Origin of the sequence: Flavobacterium wongokense (assembly GCF_021608265.1) — a bacterium.
Classification (GTDB): domain Bacteria; phylum Bacteroidota; class Bacteroidia; order Flavobacteriales; family Flavobacteriaceae; genus Flavobacterium; species Flavobacterium wongokense.
In genome coordinates, this window is the sequence record NZ_JAKIHP010000001.1 from 1,050,685 (window position 1) to 1,067,582 (window position 16,898).

Below are 16,898 nucleotides of genomic sequence, written 5' to 3' on the forward strand. Positions count from 1 at the left end.
ACAATGTCAATAAAGAATATCCGTCTGGAGGTAATGCAGTCCCTGGAAAGTAAGATTGAAGGTTATATGCAGGAATACCTTATTCCTGTTGAAACTATTTGGCAGCCATCCGACTTTTTGCCTGATTCCGAAAACGAAAACTTTTTTGAAGAAGTGAAGGAATTAAGAGAGATAGCCAAAGATTTACCCTACGATTTTTGGGTAACGTTGGTTGGTGATATGATTACTGAAGAAGCTTTACCAACCTATGAGTCCTGGTTGATGGATGTTGATGGTGTTGGCCAGGTAGAAAATAATGCCTGGAGTAAATGGGTTCGTCAATGGACAGGCGAGGAAAACCGCCATGGAGATTTGTTGAACAAATACCTGTACTTATCAGGCCGCGTAAATATGCGCGAAATCGAAATGACCACACAGCATTTAATTTCTGATGGATTTGATATTGGTACCGGCCGTGATCCTTATAAGAACTTTGTTTATACCAGCTTTCAGGAATTGGCAACTTATATTTCACACAACAGGGTTTCACAAATAGCCAAACAATATGGCGACAAAAAATTAGCAAAAATATGTAAGATGATTGCTGGTGATGAAATGCGTCACCACCATGCTTATAGCGAATTTGTATCCCAAATTTTTAAAGTTGACCCAAGTGAAATGCTTTTGGCCTTCAACTTTATGATGAAACAAAAAATTGTAATGCCAGCCCAATTCCTTAGGGAATCGGGAGAAAAAATAGGAGAGGCTTTCCTAAACTTCTCAGATTCTGCGCAGCGAATAGGAGTTTACACCGCTTCAGATTATGTTGACATCATGCAGAAATTAATCGAAAAATGGGAAATTGAAAAGCTTACCGGTTTAACAGATGAAGCTGAAAAGGCAAGAGAATACCTGATGAAACTTCCGGCAAGGATGGCAAAAGTTTCCGAGCGATTGGTAATTCCTACTGAATCAACAATTTTCAAATGGGTCGAACCGGCACTGGCAAGATAAAATCTACAAAATCAAATCCTTTTCATTAAGGATTTTTTTATTCCAAATCAGATGAATTTAATAGATAAAACCATCCTTTTTGTAAAGGAAAAATTAGAAAACGCCGAAGGTGGCCATGACTGGTTCCACATAGAACGCGTTTATAAAAATGCATTATTGATTGCAAAAGGCGAAGATTGTGATTTGACTATTGTCCAGCTTGGCGCATTGCTCCACGACATTGCCGATAGTAAATTCCATGACGGAGATGAAAGCGTTGGTCCAAAAACAGCCCGAGCTTTTTTGGAAAGTGAAAATGTTTCTGAAGAAATTATCCAGCATGTCATCAATATCATAGAAAACATTTCATTCAAAGGCGGGAATTTTGAAAAGAAATTCAACTCCAAAGAACTTGAAATCGTTCAGGATGCCGATAGATTGGATGCCCTTGGAGCAATTGGGATTGCGCGGTGTTTCAATTATGGCGGATTTAAGAACAGGGCTTTGTACAATCCTGAAATTTTGCCAAAGCTGAATATGGATAAGGAGGAATACAAAAAATCGGAATCGCCAACGCTGAATCATTTTTACGAAAAACTACTGCTGCTAAAAGACAAGATGAATACTGCGACAGGCAAAAAAATAGCCGAAGAGCGCCATAAGTACATGGAAGATTTCCTTTCGCAGTTTTATGCTGAATGGGAAGGCAGAAAATAAAAAAGGAGAACTGAATGTTCTCCTTATTTGTTAATCCTTAATAAATTTCTTGATGAATTGACCTGCTGCAGTTTCTACTTTTAGGATATACATTCCATTAGGAAGACTGCTGACATCAATTGTATTTTCTGAGGTTAGTTCCGAGATAATTTTTTTGCCCAATAAATCAAAGACCGAGCAAGACTTAATTTCGGAAAAGGCATCCATGTCAAAGTATAGATTATCCTTAACCGGATTTGGGTAAAGCCTGAGTTCCATTTGTGCAGTGTCATCAAGCCCTAATGAATTTCCATTCAAGCGTATAATCCCCTTTGCAACCGAACCATTATAGTTTGAAAAGGCACCGGCAACAATAATTTTTCCATCCGACTGGATTGCCAAAGAATTAACGGCCGAATTAAAACCTGAACCAATGATGAATGATGAATCGGCAGAACCATCGGAGTTTAAACGAATGATACGGTTTGAAGGAGTACCGTTATAAGAAGAAAAATTGATTCCTCCGACCAAAACTTTTCCATCTTGCTGGACTGCAATTGTCCAGGCAAATCGATTAAAACTTGTACCGGTATTAAAGGAAGTGTCAAGTGTTCCATCGCTGTTCAAACGAACCAAGTGCTTTACGGTAGTCCCATTATACGAGAAAAAGAAACCTCCTACCATTATTTTGCCATTAGGCAATAGCGCTATAGAATAAACCTGGCCGCCATCTTCAAAAGCCGTTCCACTGTTAAATGAATTGTCAATGCTTCCATCGGCATTCAATCGAATGATACCATTTGCAGTGGTGTTGTTATAGGAAGTAAAGTCTCCACCTACCAGGATTTTCCCATCGGATTGAAGCACAATGTTAGATATGCTTTGATCAAACTCGGCCACTGAAATGAAGGTAGGATCTGGGCTTCCGTCGGCATTAAATCTAACAACGTCACTAAAAGCACCATTTGTAACCCAGTCACAAGCGATTATTTTACCGTTGGGTTGAATAACCATGCTGATAACATCCTCCAAATTATTGCTGTTTGCATTGCTGAATGTATTGTCAAAAGAGCCATCGGTATTGAGTCGCACAAGATTTTTAACGTTATGCCCATTATAATTTGAAAACAACCCGCTAACCACCAATTTTCCATCAGCTTGTTGGACAATGACGTCAATGTGGGTGAAAGCACCTGAGCCCAAATTAAATCCGCTGCCAATGTTAAAAGAGCTATCGGTTGAGCCATCTGAGTTGAGGCGGATAAGGCGATTTAATCTTGAATTATTATAATGATTGCCATTGAAGCCGACTACAATTTTTCCATCAGATTGTATGCATAATGCCTTCGCACTGCTATTGGCAACTACAATGCCGGTGAGAAAACCTGAGTCTGAACTACCATTGGAATTCAAACGAACAATGCTGTCGGCAGCAGTTGTGTCATAATAAGTAAAGCTGCCTCCAATAAGTATTTTATTGTCAGATTGAACGGCTAGAGCGCTTACAGTTTGGTTAAGGCCAATTCCGGTTGTAAAAGAATTGTCTATCGTTCCGTCAGAATTTAAACGAGTAATATTGTTGGCGGATGTTCCGTTATAGGTAGAAAATTGTCCTCCAATCAGAATTTTTCCATCTGGCTGAATCATAGAGTATGTTAGGCTTCCATAATCTGTTTGTCCTATTAAAAAAGAATTGTCTATTAAACCATCTGCTTCTAATCGGATAACATTTTTAAAACCACTGATGCCACTACCTGAAAAATACTTACCGCTGGTTATTATTTTTCCATCAGACTGCCTTGATAAAGAGCTTATTTCTCCAGTTACTAATTGATTGTTATAAGTGCCGTCAATAGTTCCATTTATATTAAGCCTGTAGAGGCATGGTTGATTTGTCCCGCTAAGCGAATTTCCTGCAACCATTATTTTACCATCAGGCTGAACCAGTAAAGTATTAACAGAATCTAAATAAGCACCCGAATTAAAACTGGAATCCGTTGATCCATCAGTGTTTAGACGAACTACCTGATCACCGTCAATTCCACCAGCTATTATTTTGCCATCAGCCTGTAAGGCAAGGCACGTTGGACCTAAAACAGAAGTAAAGGAAGGGTCGGCCGAACCATCGGCGTTCAAACGTACCAGTAAAGAACTAGTGAGCGTTCTTCCTACGACAACAATTTTCCCGTCAGGTTGAAGCACAAACGTGGAAATATCCACAAATGTAGTTCCCAGATTGAAAGTATTGTCTAAACTGCCATCGGCATTCAATCGGATAATATTATTGACAGCAATGCCATGAAAAAAATCAATATCTCCTCCTAAAAGTATTTTTCCATCAGGTTGTGTGACAATTTTAGAGATTGATGCGGAAGTTGCAAACCAACCTTCAGTATTAAAGGAAGCATCTATTTCACCTGGGATTTGTGCAGAAACGGATAAATTAAAAAGAAATAAGGCAATGAGTAATAGTTTTTTCATGTTTTGGATGTTACAATTTCACTGGAAAAAGCTTGTTGCTTCCAAATGTAACAAAACAAGGCATTAAATTTTAACAACTTTTATAAAATTCAAAATTTATTTCCCTGAAAACACCAAACACCGCTTGAATTAGGAGCTATTTTCCGGTAAACTCCGCTTTTCTTTTTTCCAAAAATGCAGTGGTCCCTTCCTTGAAATCTTCGGTGCCAAAGCATTTTCCAAAATTCCTGATTTCGGTTTCAAAGCCATTGATTCCGTCTTTGTAATTAGCATTGATGGCTTTTATCGCTCTTCCAATTGCAAAAGGCGAATTCCTCATGATTTTTGTTGCAATGTTTTTTGTAAAGTCCAAAAGCTCAGCCTGTGGCACCACATGGTTCACCAATCCGGCACGGAAAGCTTCTTCGGCAGAAATCATTCCTGCGGTCATGATCATTTCCATCGCACGGCCTTTCCCTATTAATTGTGGTAACCGCTGTGTTCCTCCATAACCCGGAATTACGCCAAGCGAAACTTCCGGCAGACCCATTTTGGCATTATCAGACGCAATCCTGAAATGACAGGACATTGCCAGTTCCAAACCGCCGCCAAGTGCAAAACCATTCACAGCTGCAATAACCGGTTTTCTTAAGCTTTCGACAAAGTCAAAAAGCAATTCCTGTCCCTGAGCCGCCAAATGTGCGCCTTCCTGAATCGAAAAATTCGCAAATTCCGAAATGTCTGCTCCGGCAACAAAAGCCTTTTCGCCTTCTCCGGTAACAATAATCACCCGAATTTCTTCATTGGCTTCAAGCGCTTCAAAAGCATCGTGTAATTCCTGGATTGTTGCTTTGTTCAAAGCATTTAATTTTGAAGGACGATTAATCGTAATTTGCCCGATTCCGTTTTCTGTAGTTACTAGTATGTTTTCGAAGTTCATGGTAAGCAGTTTTATTTAACAATGGGAAGCGAAACAATGAATGTAGATCCTTTTCCGACTTCTGTTTCAAAAGTAATGGTTCCTTTGTAATTTTCTATGATATTTTTGATAATTCCTAAACCTAAGCCCATACCACTGGTCTTTGTGGTGAATTTTGGTTCAAAGACATGCTCCCTGTTTTCAGGGTCAATTCCGATTCCGTTGTCCTCAACAGAAATGATTACATTGTCTTCTTTTTCATTAACCGATACCAAAATGCGTTTGTCCAATTGCTCATCCGGAATGGATTGAATGGCATTTTTAACCAAATTGGTAATAATCCTAATCAACTGAGTTCGGTCGATTTTCGAAATTACATATTCCTTATTGCTTTCAAAAAGAATGAAATCCTCGTTGAAAATATCCAAAGCCAATTCGACAACCTGAACCACATTGAGCGTTTCATTTTGCTGCGCAGGCATCGAAGCAAAGTTGGAAAACGCCGAAGCCACAGCACTCATCGTATCAATCTGCTGGATTAAAGTTTTGGAATAATCGTTTAGCTTTTGTTTTAATTCGGGATCATTGGCATCAAATTTCCGCTGGAAACTCTGCACCGTCAATCGCATTGGCGTCAACGGATTCTTGATTTCGTGTGCAACCTGTTTCGCCATTTCGCGCCAAGCCTGTTCCCGTTCGCTCTGAGCCAGCATTGTCGCACTGTCTTCAAGTTTGTCCACCATTTGATTATAGGCATTAATCAACGAATTAATTTCTTTGCTGTTGGCTTCAATAACGATTTTCTCGTTTTTTTGGTTCAGGCTCGTTTCGTAAATTTTATCGGAAATCGTTTTTAGCGATTTTGTGATGTAACTCGCCAGGAAGTATGCCAAAGCAAACGCAACGATCAACATGAAGGAATAAACCTGACTCAATCTCAAAAGGAACTGGCGTAGTTCGGTTTCATAAAAACCGTCGTCTTCCACATAAGGGATATTCAGGATTCCCAAGGGCTTAAATTTGTCATCCTTGATTTGGCTATAGGAAGAGCGGTTCTTGACGCCGTTTACATTTTTGATGTCAACATATCTTTTTTCTACAGACGACTGGACCAGTTTCAAGACATAATTCGGAATTGGCGGCGCCACTTTGTCTACAGAAAAGGAAGCTTTGGAAGATTTCAGCAATTTCCCGTTCAATCCATAAATATTGATTTCGAGGTTATGGATGTCGGCCAATTCGTGTATTTTGTCCTTAAAAATAAGGGGAAGGTTTTTTTCCGTCAACGGATAAGTAGTATTTGCAAGGACATAATTAATATGTTCCTTTATAGCAAATTCCTTTCGGTCCAATCTTTCCTGATGGTATTCCTTGGCTTCATTCTTAAATTGGATGACAGAAATCGAAGCCATCAAAATGGAAGCAATCAATATCAATATAATCATCGATAGAAAAATCCTAATACGAAGCGACAGCATTGACATTTTGAATCCTTTGAGCATTTTATGACTTGTTTTTTTCGCGAATGCGTTTGTAAAATCTAAATCCGAGCATTATTAAAATGGAAAATAAAACAATTCCGATTACGCCGTAAATCCAATTGAAGGCATTTTTTAGGATGACTAAAAAAACCACGGCAAACAGAATAATCGTTGCGCCTTCATTCCACAAGCGCATAAAATTCGAAGAGTATTTTACAACGTCGTTTTGTAGTTCCTTATATATCAGATGGCATTTTATCTGATAGGCAATCAGTAAAACCACAAATCCCAATTTGACATGCATCCACGGCATTTGCAGCCAGGAAGGCATTAATATCAATAACCAAATGGCAAAGGCAACTGCCAAAACCGCACTTGGCCAGGTGATAATATACCACAAACGGTAGGTCATTATTTTGTATTGCTTTTGCAAAATTTCCTTTTCGGGAGAAGGCTTGTCGTTGGCTTCAATTTGGTATACAAACAACCTCACTATGTAAAACAAACCCGCAAACCATGTGATTACAAAGATGAGGTGGAGCGATTTTATGTAGTTGTAGTATTCCATTTAAAATTTATTAGCGTTCAAAATCCTTAATCCAATTGGCTACAACGCCACACCATTCGTCTTCGTCGTTCATGCATGGAATGGTTAAAAATTCTTCGCCACCATGTTCGATAAACTCTTCTTTGGCACGCATTGCAATTTCTTCCAAGGTCTCCAAACAATCGGTTACGAAAGCCGGAGTTACCACAGCAATTTTCTTGATTCCCTGTTTTGGATAATCATTGATAACGATGTCAGTATAAGGCTCGAGCCATTTATCACCAGCCAATCGCGATTGGAAGGTTACCTGGTATTTATCTTTTGGAATTCCTAATTTTTCTACAACCTGACGTGTAGTTTCATAACAATGATGGCGATAACAAAACTCATGCGCCGGCGATGGCGTAACACAACAGCTACCATCTATTTTGCAATGCGATTTGGTTACATCGGTTTTCCGGATATGTCGTTCCGGAATTCCGTGGTACGAAAAAACCAGCTTATCATAATCATAATTCCCTAAATGCTTTTTCATCGAGTTGGATAAAGCTTCAATGTAATCAGGTTTGTTATAAAAAGCAGGTACTTTTGTGATTTTCATTTCCGGAAAATGCTTCTTTTGCAATTCATCGGTCAAAGCCCAAATTGTAGTTGTAGAAGCCATGGCATATTGTGGATACAAAGCCAAAAGCATCACATCAGTAACGCCTTTATCTTTCAATTCCTGCAAGCCTTTTTGTATAGTCATCGTTCCGTAACGCATTGCCAAAGCAACAGGAACATCAACAAGTTTTTCGACTTTCTTCTGGAATCGTTTCGAAAGAACAATCAACGGAGAACCTTCGTCGGTCCAAACTTTAGCATAGGCTTCAGCCGAATTTTCAGGGCGTTTTCTCAGGATGATGCCGCGAACCAATAAGGCACGCAATAAATACGGAACGTCAATCACATATTTATCCATCAAAAATTCATCTAAATACGGCTTTACATCTTTTGGCGTTGGACTTTCGGGCGAACCCAGATTTACTAATAATACTCCTTTCATTGGGCAGTTTTTGTTATGTGTTTTGATTTAACGACATTAAATATTTCTTCGGTGTTGTGGCAAATTTCTTTTTGAAGGCGGCAATAAAATGGCTTCCGGTGCTGTAACCTATTTTGAGTCCGACTTCATTTACATTATACGAACCGCTATCTAAAAGTTGGCGCGCATAATCCATTTTATAATCGAACAGATAACCATAAACCGTATCGCCATAAATCTGCTTGAAACCCATTTTGAGTTTCTTCAGGCTTAGGCCAACCCTGTCGGCAAGTTCTTCCAAACCTGGAGGTTCAGCCATATTCGCAATGATGATTTCTTTGGCCTTGCGGATTTTCAACACATTTTCCTCATCAACCAAAAACGGACATTGCTCGGCGTTTGGATCTTCGGAACGATTGAAATACAAACTCAAAAGTTCGTATCCTTTTCCTTTGTAATACAAGTTTTTTATTTGTGGATTTAAATTGTAATGGAATAATTGACTCAAAACAATAGCCATCGACGGACTGATGTCACCTTCCTTATAATACTTACGGTCTTTATTTTCTTCACTTAGGAACGGAATGTGATTCGCATCATTTGAAAATAATCCGTGGAACTTCTGAATCGAAATAATTACTGAAATCACCCAGGTATTTGGTGCTAATTCCAAATCCAAAGGCAATTCCTTTTGTGGATTGTAAAACAAAAGAGACTTCTCATCCTTCAATTCCAACGCATAAGTTCCTTCATTGAAAACAAATTTTGCTTTCCCTTTGATGCCAAAGTGAAACTGAATAAGTCCTTGTGTAATAGGGCGTTTTACGTGGAAATTTTCATTTCCGTCGTTTTGAAACCGAATTAAAATAAAATCATTTTCAATTTTTATCTCTTCTTGAGAACCCATAGCGATGTTTTTTCGTAGATGATTTAGAAGCCAGGCAGATTTCTTATTTAGAATTAATCTACATAAGCATTTTCTGAACGCTTGATTTCATTGCAAATTTAATAGAATTTACGTTGTTATAATCATTTTGGTTTAAAAAATCCCTAAGCGATACAAAAAGTCCCTACAGCGTTATTTTTATAAAGTAGTTAATAATAGTTTTGTCTAACTTTTTAAGGAAAGTGTAAATATGGAAAATTTTAATATGTCGAAACATACTTCTTTTTATGCATTAGGGTTGAGTTACAAAAAGGCAGATGCAACTGTAAGAGGAAAATTCAGTTTGGATACCGCTGCAAAAGCAACCATTTTAATCCAGGCAGAAGCAGAAGGAATCGAATCCTTAATCGTTACTTCAACCTGCAATAGGACAGAGATTTATGGTTTTGCAAACCATCCATATCAGTTAATCAAATTACTTTGCGAAAACAGCCAGGGAACGGTAGAAGAGTTCCAGGAAGTGGCTTATATCTATAAAAACCAGGATGCGGTGAACCATATGTTCCGAGTTGGAACTGGTTTAGACAGTCAGATTTTGGGAGACTTCGAAATCATCAGCCAATTAAAAATCGCTTTCAATGAAAGCAAAATGAACGGAATGGTAAATTCCTTCATGGAAAGATTGATCAATTCGGTTATCCAGGCGAGCAAAAAAATCAAAACCGAAACAGAGATTTCTACAGGCGCGACTTCGGTTTCGTTTGCTTCGGTTCAGTACATTATCAGAAATGTAAAAGACATTACCAATAAAAATATCCTGCTTTTCGGAACGGGAAAAATTGGAAGGAACACTTGCGAAAATTTGGTTAAACATACTAAACACGACCACATCACCTTAATCAACAGAACCAAGGATAAAGCTGAAAAACTGGCTCAAAAATTAGACGTAATTGTTAAGGATTATGCCGATTTGCAGTTGGAATTACAGAAAGCGGATATCGTTGTGGTTGCAACAGGAGCACAAAATCCAACGATTGACAAAGCAATATTGAACCTGAAAAAACCATTGTTGATTTTGGATTTGTCGATTCCGAAAAATGTCCATGAAAATGTGATTGATGTTGATGGTGTTACTTTAATCCATTTGGATCATCTTTCTCAGATTACTGATGAAACATTGGAAAACCGCAAATTGCATATTCCGGCAGCCGAAGCTATCATTGAAGAAATCACAGCCGAGTTTATGGAATGGACTAAAAACAGGAAATTTGCTCCAACAATTCAGGCTTTAAAGGAAAAATTAAACTCAATCAAAGAAGGCGAATTGAATGTTCAACGTAAAAAATTATCCAACTTTGACGAAGAACAGGCTGAATTAATCAGCAATAGGATCATCCAAAAAATCACCAATCATTTTGTAAACCACCTTAAAGATGGTGACTCAATTGACGAAGGCATTGAATGGATTGAAAAAGTATTCCAATTAGAACAAGAAAAATCATTCTTTCAATAATCCGTTATTGAAAATAAACCAATAAAGTGGCACAAAAAACCATACGCATAGGAACCCGCGACAGCGAATTGGCACTTTGGCAGGCACACACGGTTCAGAAACAACTTCAGGATTTGGGGTATAAAACCGAAATCGTTGCCGTGAAATCAGATGGCGATATCATCCTTGACAAACCACTTTACGAACTCGGAATCACCGGGATTTTTACCAAGACTCTAGACATTGCCATGATTAATGGAAAGGTGGACATTGCTGTGCATTCTATGAAAGATGTACCAACAGCTTTGCCCAAAGGCATTGTACAGGCTGCTGTTTTAGAACGTGCCAATGTGTTGGATATTTTAGTTTATGAAGGCAACATTGACGCACTTGAAGGCGAAGCTACAATTGCTACAGGAAGCCTTCGCCGTCAGGCACAATGGTGGAACCGATATCCCAATCATACCGTTGTTGATTTGCGTGGAAACGTGAATACCAGAATGCAGAAGCTTAAGGATAATGATTGGCACGGAGCTGTTTTTGCTGCTGCAGGTTTGGAAAGAATCAATTTAAAACCAAAGAACTATATCGATTTGGATTGGATGATTCCGGCACCAGCGCAAGGCGCAATGGTTATTGTCGCTATGGAAAATGACGATTTTACCATTGATGCCGTTTCTCAGTTAAACGATATTGAAACAGAAATCTGTACACATATCGAACGTCAGTTTTTGAGAACGCTTGAAGGTGGATGTACTGCGCCAATTGGGGCTTTGGCTAAATATAATGAAGAAGAGGACACTATAGAATTTCAGGGAGTCTTGTTATCAATAGACGGAAAACAAAAACTCGAAATCGATAAAAAAGTGGACATTTCGGAGTGGAAAAAATTAGGATTCAATTCGGCTCAGGAAATTTTAAATAATGGTGGTGCTGAACTGATGAAAAAAATCAAGAACGAATTAAAGAAGTGATGCAAAACCCAATTCGCATACTATCAACAAAGAAGCTTTCAGAAAAACAAAAGCAGTTATTGTTGAATGCGGATTTTTCGGTGTTTGATGCCAATTTTATCAGCATCCAAAGCAAGGATTTTAAAATCGATTCAATAAATGACTGCCTGATTTTTACCAGTCAAAATGCAGTTGAAAGTGTTCTTCAAAATAGGAAAATTAGGGAAATCAAAATCAGAAAATGCTTTTGCGTTGGCGAAAAAACCAAGGCATTATTAGAGCAAAATGGTTTCGAAATCATTGAATATTCTGATTATGCCGCCGAATTGGCTTCGATTATTTTCAATAAATATCCCAAAATCAGTTTTACCTTTTTTTGTGGGAATATCAGAAGAGACGTTTTGCCCGATGCTTTGAGGCTGGGAAATATCAAGCTGGATGAAATTGAGGTTTACACAACCAATCCGGCAACACATAAAATAGATTTTACGCCGGACGGAATACTTTTTTTCAGCCCATCAGCAGTTGGGAGTTTTCTGCAGGAAAATAAAATTGAAGATGAAATTTGCTTCTGCATTGGCAACACAACTGCCGAAGCTTTAAAATATGCAACACCAAATATAATTATTGCCAATCAACCGAATGTTGAAAGCACAATAATGAAATGTATAGAATATTATAGACAATAAAAATGATTAAAAACGACCTTTTTTTACGAGCCTTAAATAACGAAACCGTAGAACGTCCGCCAGTTTGGATGATGCGACAGGCAGGAAGATATCTGCCTGAATTCAGGGCTTTGCGCGATAAATATGATTTCTTCACAAGATGCGAAACTCCCGAATTGGCAGCAGAAATTACTGTTCAGCCAATAAGAATTGTTAAGCCAGATGCAGCAATTTTGTTTTCGGATATCCTGGTTGTGCCACGAGCCATGGGAATCCACGTCGAGCTAAAGGACAATTTGGGGCCAATTATTCCGAACCCGATTCGCTCGATGGAAGATGTCAATAAAACCTTTGTGCCTGATGTTCACGAAACTCTAGGCTATGTTTTTGATGCGATTAAACTAACCAAGGAAATGTTGAACGATGAGGTTCCGCTGATTGGTTTTGCAGGTTCACCATGGACGATTTTCTGTTATGCTGTGGAAGGGAAAGGTTCGAAAAGTTTTGACACTGCAAAAGGATTCTGCTTTTCAAATCCGGTTGCGGCACACACTTTATTACAAAAAATCACCGATACGACTATTCTATATTTAAAGGAAAAAGTGAAAGCGGGCTGTAACGCTGTGCAGATTTTTGATTCTTGGGGCGGTATGCTGTCCCCAAAAGATTATCAGGAATTTTCATGGAAATACATCAATCAGATTGTAGATGCATTAGCCGAAGATACCAAAGTAATCGTATTCGGAAAAGGATGTTGGTTTGCGTTGAACGATATGGCAAAATCTAAAGCATCTGCTCTTGGAGTTGACTGGACCTGTTCAGCAAGAAATGCGAGGTATTTATCAGGAGGAAGAATCACGTTGCAAGGAAATTTTGACCCGTCAAGATTATTATCGCCAATTCCAACCATCAAAAAAATGGTGCACGAAATGATAGATGAATTTGGTAAAGACAATTATATCGTAAACCTTGGCCACGGCATTTTGCCAAACATTCCCGTTGATCACGCCAAGGCATTTGTTGAAGCTGTCAAAGAATACAAATCGTAATGAAATTTGAAAATTGGAAAATAGAATCAATCGCTAACATTCTTCCCGAAGAGTTTTTTAACCTTATCGGGAAGAACAAAAGCCATATTGAAAAAACCTTTCCGGTTACAGTTTCAAATTGTTTGGACTTGGAAAAAACAAACAAGTTCATTGCAGACAATATCCAAAAAGAAACCAACAATGATGGTTATTATTTCTATATCAGGAATACGGAAACCCATATTTTGATTGGCTATATCTGCATTAAAAATATCAAGCAAGATATCCGTAAATGTGAATTGGCCTATTTTATCGATGCCGATTTTGAAGGACGCGGCATCATCTCAAAAGTAGTTTCACAAACTATCGAATTCTGTTTTACCCAATTGCAGATGAATAAAGTTTTCCTCTGTACCTCAAAAATCAACAAAGGAAGCCAACGTATTGCCCTAAAACATGGCTTTACTGAAGAGGGAATTTTGCGTGAGGAATTCAAGAACCACGAAGGAGTTTTAGAAGATGTCGTTTATTTCGGCTTACTGAAATCAGAGTACAATGAAAGATAAATTCTATCAATACATATTAAAACTACAGGACCAAATCACAACCGGGCTTGAAGCAGTTGATGGTGTCGCCAAATTCCGTGAAGACATCTGGCAGCGGCCAGAAGGCGGCGGCGGAAGGACACGCGTTATTGAAAATGGGAAGGTTATTGAAAAAGGTGGCGTAAACATTTCTGCAGTCCATGGAAAACTTCCTGAAACGATGCAGAAAATGTTCAACGTAGGAGAAGCCGATTTTTTTGCGTGCGGACTGAGTTTGGTCATTCATCCTAAAAACCCAATGGTGCCTACGGTTCATGCCAACTGGCGTTATTTTGAAATGTATGATGATAATGGAAACGTAATCAACTCATGGTTTGGAGGAGGTCAGGATTTGACACCTTATTATCTGTTTGAGGAAGATGCCAAACATTTCCATCAAAGCTGTAAAACCGCCTGTGACAAGCACAATCCCGAGTTTTATCCGAAATATAAAAAACAATGCGACGGCTATTTCTGGAATGCGCACCGAAACGAAGCACGTGGAATAGGCGGATTGTTTTTTGATTATTGCAAACAAACCGACACGATGCAAATGGAAGATTGGTATAACTTTGTAACCGAAGTCGGCAACAGTTTCCTCGAAGCCTACGTTCCGATTGTTGAAAGAAGAAAGGATTTAGGGTATACCGAAGCACAAAGAAACTGGCAGGAAATCCGTCGTGGCCGTTATGTTGAGTTCAATCTGGTGCACGACAAAGGAACGCTTTTCGGATTAAAAACCAACGGTCGGATTGAGTCGATTTTGATGAGTCTTCCACCGCATGTGCAGTGGGTTTACGATCATCATCCTGAGCCAAATTCGGCAGAGGAAAAATTAATTAAGATATTAATGAACCCAATTGATTGGGTATAAAATATAAAACTATGTTTCCATTACAAAGAGGCAGAAGATTAAGAGTAAATGAGAGCATTCGTTCCCTGGTTCGCGAAACAACATTGAGTCCGAGTGACTTTATGTTTCCAATGTTTATTGCTGAAGGCGAAAATTACAAATCTGAAATTCCATCAATGCCGGGGATTTTCCGCCGGTCGTTGGATTTGACGGTTGAAGAGGTAAAAGAGATTTATGCTTTGGGAATCCGCGCAGTGAATATTTATGTAAAGGTTGATGAAAGCTTAAAGGACAACACTGGTAAAGAAGCCTGGAATCCAAATGGATTGATGCAGAATGCCATCAAAGCCATTAAAAAAGCCTGCCCTGAAATGATTGTAATGCCCGATGTTGCACTCGACCCGTATTCGATTTATGGGCATGACGGAATCATTGAAAACGGCGACATTGCCAACGATGCAACCAACGATGCTTTGGTAAAAATGGCTGTTTCACATGCTCAGGCTGGAGCCGATTTTGTCGCACCAAGCGATATGATGGACGGACGTGTTTTGCGCCTACGCCAAGGTTTGGATGCTGCAGGATTTTCGAATGTGGGAATCATGAGTTATTCGGCAAAATATGCTTCGGCCTTTTACGGACCATTCCGTGATGCTTTGGATAGTGCGCCACGTGAAGCCGATGTTGAAGTTCCGAAAGACAAAAAAACCTACCAAATGGATTACGCCAACCGCATCGAGGCCGTTAAGGAAGCCTTGATGGATGTTGAGGAAGGCGCAGATATGGTAATGGTAAAACCGGGAATCGCATATCTTGATATTGTTCGCGAAGTCAAAAATGCGGTGAATGTTCCGGTAACGGTTTTCCACGTTTCGGGGGAATATGCGATGATTAAGGCCGCTTCAGAAAGAGGTTGGCTCGACCATGACAAAATCATGATGGAACAATTGATGTGCATCAAGCGTGCAGGCGCGAGTTTGATTTCGACTTATTTCGCCAAGGAAGCGGCGGTTCTTTTGAATAAGTAAAACAATGAAACTGATTTTCAAATTTGTTTTGGTTTTTATAGTCACCACTACTTTGGTGTCGGCTTATATTTTGTCTAAAAATAAGGAGCAGAAAAACCTCGAACCCAAACCAGTTTATCAACCTTTTTGTGGCACAAGCATAGGAATGGATCAAAGTGCAGATGCACAAAAAGGAAAGCAAATATTCAATGCCAATTGTGCAGCCTGCCACAAACTTGATGCAGTTGGAACTGGACCGGTATTGAGAGATATAAGCAGAAAATACCATAAACAACATTTAAACCTTTATGATTATCTTCACGGGAAAAGGAAAAAGCTTGTATTAAAGGCTTCGGGGAAATTTAGAGGATGTCTTTGCCCTGTTTTTCCTAATCTTACAAAAGAAGATGTCGCTTCGTTGGAAGCTTATACGAAATAAAATGAAAAAATTACTTTGGGCATTAGTGCCCTTAACTTTAATTTGCTGCCAAAACAAGGAAAACAAAACTGAAGCTCCAGCAGACGAAACTTCAGTAAAAACGTCTGGAAAGGAATTGTTTGAAGGCGAAGGAAATTGTATTGCCTGCCACAAACCAGATCAAAAAATCATTGGGCCAAGCCTTGAGGAAATAGCCAAAATCTACAAAGCCAAAAACGCCAGCATCGTTGCATTTCTACAGGAACAAAGCGAACCAATTGTCGATCCGAGCCAGTACGACATCATGAAAACCAATTTCGCTATTACCAAAAGCATGAGCGATGAAGAATTGAAAGCACTCGAAGATTATATTTATAGCTTTTCAAAATAATATTTGATAACTTTATCAGATGGAAACTGCCTTCATCCAATCGCCGCTTGGAATCACCAAAATTGTTGGTGATGAGCATGGTATTTCAGTAATATCGGTGCTTAGCGAAGGAGAGATTTCTACTAAAATCCCCAAGAATCTTAAAGAATGTGTTTCCCAACTTCGGGAATATTTTGACGGACAGCGTCAGGATTTCGATTTTAAAATGAACCCGCAGGGAACCGATTTTCAACAAAAGGTTTGGCAGGAATTGCTAAAAATCCCTTTTGGAAAAACCATGTCTTATCTCGATTTGTCTAAAAAGCTGGGCGATGTAAAAGCTATTCGTGCTGTGGCTTCAGCCAATGGAAGAAATCCACTTTGGATTGTCGTTCCCTGTCATCGCGTTATTGGAACTGATGGCTCCTTAACCGGTTACGCCGGAGGCTTATGGCGAAAGAAATGGCTGTTGGAACATGAAAGCCCATTCAGGCAGCAATCACTTTTTTAATAATTTTCTTTCATATTTCGATTTAATCC

18 protein-coding genes are annotated in these 16,898 nt (G+C 39.0%); 12 read left to right on the forward strand and 6 right to left on the reverse strand.

Features of this window, described 5'->3' with window-relative positions:
- The first annotated feature begins 3 nt into the window (after positions 1 to 3).
- Both L1S31_RS04475 and L1S31_RS04480 read left to right on the forward strand, forming a co-directional pair.
- Positions 4 to 993: an acyl-ACP desaturase gene (locus L1S31_RS04475; protein ID WP_236462765.1), complete on the forward strand. Its 990-nt coding sequence runs from the start codon at positions 4 to 6 to the stop codon at positions 991 to 993.
- A 51-nt stretch (positions 994 to 1,044) separates the two neighbouring features.
- Complete coding sequence (locus tag L1S31_RS04480) at positions 1,045 to 1,689, forward strand: HD domain-containing protein (RefSeq protein ID WP_236462767.1); 645 nt, start codon at positions 1,045 to 1,047, stop codon at positions 1,687 to 1,689.
- 30 nt (positions 1,690 to 1,719) lie between these two features.
- On the opposite strand, the gene L1S31_RS04485 is transcribed toward L1S31_RS04480, so the two are convergent.
- From L1S31_RS04485 to L1S31_RS04510, 6 genes are all read right to left on the reverse strand, one after another.
- Entirely contained in the window at positions 1,720 to 4,149 is a 2,430-nt protein-coding gene (locus L1S31_RS04485) for a T9SS type A sorting domain-containing protein (RefSeq protein WP_236462771.1), read from the reverse strand.
- 136 nt (positions 4,150 to 4,285) lie between these two features.
- The gene (locus tag L1S31_RS04490) at positions 4,286 to 5,068 is read right to left on the reverse strand and encodes an enoyl-CoA hydratase/isomerase family protein (RefSeq protein ID WP_236462774.1); all 783 of its coding nucleotides are present in this window, start codon (positions 5,066 to 5,068) and stop codon (positions 4,286 to 4,288) included.
- Between the two features lie 11 nt (positions 5,069 to 5,079).
- Complete coding sequence (locus tag L1S31_RS04495) at positions 5,080 to 6,549, reverse strand: sensor histidine kinase (RefSeq protein WP_370637856.1); 1,470 nt, start codon at positions 6,547 to 6,549, stop codon at positions 5,080 to 5,082.
- Between the two features lies 1 nt (position 6,550).
- Positions 6,551 to 7,096 carry a CopD family protein gene (locus L1S31_RS04500; protein ID WP_236462776.1) on the reverse strand — a complete coding sequence of 182 codons (546 nt, stop codon included), beginning with the start codon at positions 7,094 to 7,096 and terminating at the stop codon, positions 6,551 to 6,553.
- A gap of 10 nt (positions 7,097 to 7,106) precedes the next feature.
- Positions 7,107 to 8,120 carry a ferrochelatase gene (gene hemH, locus L1S31_RS04505; RefSeq protein ID WP_236462779.1) on the reverse strand — a complete coding sequence of 338 codons (1,014 nt, stop codon included), beginning with the start codon at positions 8,118 to 8,120 and terminating at the stop codon, positions 7,107 to 7,109.
- Between the two features lie 13 nt (positions 8,121 to 8,133).
- Positions 8,134 to 9,006 (reverse strand): AraC family transcriptional regulator, encoded by an 873-nt coding sequence (locus L1S31_RS04510; protein ID WP_236462781.1) that lies wholly within the window; start codon positions 9,004 to 9,006, stop codon positions 8,134 to 8,136.
- A 229-nt stretch (positions 9,007 to 9,235) separates the two neighbouring features.
- Between L1S31_RS04510 and hemA the strand changes: the two genes are divergently transcribed.
- From hemA to L1S31_RS04560, 10 genes are read left to right on the forward strand one after another with little or no spacing between them, the layout of a single operon-like run.
- Positions 9,236 to 10,498 (forward strand): glutamyl-tRNA reductase, encoded by a 1,263-nt coding sequence (gene hemA / locus L1S31_RS04515; protein WP_236462783.1) that lies wholly within the window; start codon positions 9,236 to 9,238, stop codon positions 10,496 to 10,498.
- 26 nt (positions 10,499 to 10,524) lie between these two features.
- Positions 10,525 to 11,451 carry a hydroxymethylbilane synthase gene (gene hemC, locus L1S31_RS04520; RefSeq protein WP_236462785.1) on the forward strand — a complete coding sequence of 309 codons (927 nt, stop codon included), beginning with the start codon at positions 10,525 to 10,527 and terminating at the stop codon, positions 11,449 to 11,451.
- Positions 11,451 to 12,119: a uroporphyrinogen-III synthase gene (locus tag L1S31_RS04525; RefSeq protein ID WP_236462788.1), complete on the forward strand. Its 669-nt coding sequence runs from the start codon at positions 11,451 to 11,453 to the stop codon at positions 12,117 to 12,119. The genes hemC and L1S31_RS04525 overlap by 1 nt, the downstream gene beginning before the upstream one ends.
- Before the next feature lie 2 nt (positions 12,120 to 12,121).
- Complete coding sequence (gene hemE, locus L1S31_RS04530; protein ID WP_236462791.1) at positions 12,122 to 13,147, forward strand: uroporphyrinogen decarboxylase; 1,026 nt, start codon at positions 12,122 to 12,124, stop codon at positions 13,145 to 13,147.
- Positions 13,147 to 13,692, forward strand: a complete 546-nt coding sequence (locus L1S31_RS04535; RefSeq protein WP_236462793.1) for a GNAT family N-acetyltransferase — start codon at positions 13,147 to 13,149, stop codon at positions 13,690 to 13,692. The genes hemE and L1S31_RS04535 overlap by 1 nt, the downstream gene beginning before the upstream one ends.
- Positions 13,682 to 14,584 (forward strand): oxygen-dependent coproporphyrinogen oxidase, encoded by a 903-nt coding sequence (hemF, locus tag L1S31_RS04540; protein WP_236462795.1) that lies wholly within the window; start codon positions 13,682 to 13,684, stop codon positions 14,582 to 14,584. The genes L1S31_RS04535 and hemF overlap by 11 nt, the downstream gene beginning before the upstream one ends.
- An 11-nt stretch (positions 14,585 to 14,595) precedes the next feature.
- Positions 14,596 to 15,591 carry a porphobilinogen synthase gene (gene hemB / locus L1S31_RS04545; protein ID WP_236462798.1) on the forward strand — a complete coding sequence of 332 codons (996 nt, stop codon included), beginning with the start codon at positions 14,596 to 14,598 and terminating at the stop codon, positions 15,589 to 15,591.
- Between the two features lie 4 nt (positions 15,592 to 15,595).
- Positions 15,596 to 16,009, forward strand: a complete 414-nt coding sequence (locus L1S31_RS04550) for a c-type cytochrome (protein WP_236462801.1) — start codon at positions 15,596 to 15,598, stop codon at positions 16,007 to 16,009.
- Position 16,010: 1 nt separating this feature from the next.
- Positions 16,011 to 16,379 (forward strand): c-type cytochrome, encoded by a 369-nt coding sequence (locus L1S31_RS04555; protein WP_236462805.1) that lies wholly within the window; start codon positions 16,011 to 16,013, stop codon positions 16,377 to 16,379.
- Positions 16,380 to 16,398: 19 nt separating this feature from the next.
- Positions 16,399 to 16,869 (forward strand): methylated-DNA--[protein]-cysteine S-methyltransferase, encoded by a 471-nt coding sequence (locus L1S31_RS04560; protein WP_236462807.1) that lies wholly within the window; start codon positions 16,399 to 16,401, stop codon positions 16,867 to 16,869.
- Positions 16,870 to 16,898: the final 29 nt, after the last annotated feature.